At 56.7% G+C, this 1,414-nt stretch carries 1 protein-coding gene; it reads left to right on the top strand.

Features of this window, described 5'->3' with window-relative positions; translation table 11 throughout:
* A partial coding sequence (locus EOS_RS04645) for a bifunctional 2-methylcitrate dehydratase/aconitate hydratase (protein ID WP_235442695.1) occupies positions 1 to 1,414 on the top strand: 1,414 nt, incomplete at both ends.

Below are 1,414 nucleotides of genomic sequence, written 5' to 3'. Positions count from 1 at the left end.
GATCGCGTATTAGTCGATATCGTCGACTACGTTCTCAACTACAAGATCGACAGCACGCTTGCGCTGGATACGGCGCGTAATTGTCTGATCGATACGCTCGGCTGCGGACTCGAAGCCCTGACTTACCCAGCATGCACCAAGCTGATGGGACCCATCGTGCCCGGCACGATAGTCCCCAACGGCGCCAAGGTGCCCGGCACTTCTTTCCAGCTGGACCCGGTTCAGGCAGCGTTCAACATCGGCGCAATGATCCGCTGGCTCGATTTCAACGACACGTGGCTCGCCGCCGAATGGGGCCATCCGTCCGATAACCTCGGCGGGATTCTCGCCACCGCCGACTGGCTCTCGCGCAATGCAGTGGCCACCGGCAAGAAGCCGCTGACGATGAAAGACGTCCTGATCGGCATGATCAAGGCGCACGAAATTCAAGGCTGTATCGCGCTGGAAAACTCGTTCAACAAGGTTGGGCTCGATCACGTTTTATTGGTGAAACTGGCATCCACGGCGGTCGTCGGTCAGATGATCGGCCTCACGCGTGATGAGTTGATCAACGCTGTTTCTTTGGCCTTCGTCGATGGCCATTCGCTGCGCACGTATCGGCATGCGCCAAATACGGGTTCGCGCAAGTCGTGGGCAGCAGGAGATGCGACCTCGCGCGCCGTGCGTCTCGCGTTGATCGCGAAGACCGGTGAAATGGGCTATCCGTCGGTTCTGAGCGCTAAAACATGGGGCTTTTACGATGTGCTCTTCAAGGGCAACGCGTTCAAGTTCCAGCGTCCGTACGGTTCGTACGTGATGGAAAACGTGCTCTTCAAGATCTCGTTCCCGGCTGAGTTCCACTCGCAAACCGCGGTGGAAGCGGCGATGACGCTGCACGCCAAGCTCGCAGAAACGGGTAAGAAGGTTGAGGACATCAAGAAGATCACGATCCGCACACATGAAGCGGCGATTCGTATCATCGATAAAAAAGGTCCGCTCGATAACCCCGCCGACCGCGATCACTGCATTCAATACATGGTCGCCGTGCCGATGATCTATGGTCGCTTGACCGCCTCGGATTACGAGGACTCAGTGGCCAAAGACCCACGCATCGACACCTTGCGTGCCAAGATGGAATGCGTGGAAGACCCGCAATTCACGAAGGATTATCACGATCCGGAGAAGCGTTCGATCGCCAATGCGCTGACCGTTGAGTTTAATGACGGCAGCCAATTCGGCGAGGTCGTCGTCGAATACCCGATCGGGCACAAACGTCGCCGCGAAGACGGCATCCCCCTTCTGGTCGAGAAGTTCAAGACCAATCTCGCACGGCGTTTCCCAGCCAAGCAGCAAGAGGCAATCCTTGCGGCATCGATGGATCAGGCAACGCTCGAAGCAATGCCGGTCAATGAATATGTTGATTTGTATGTGATTT

Origin of the sequence: Caballeronia mineralivorans PML1(12) (genome assembly GCF_001028175.1) — a bacterium.
In the GTDB taxonomy this organism is placed as follows: Bacteria; Pseudomonadota; Gammaproteobacteria; order Burkholderiales; family Burkholderiaceae; genus Caballeronia; species Caballeronia mineralivorans.
Note: the sequence above shows the minus strand (reverse complement) of the source record. Positions and strands in the feature narration are given on the sequence as shown.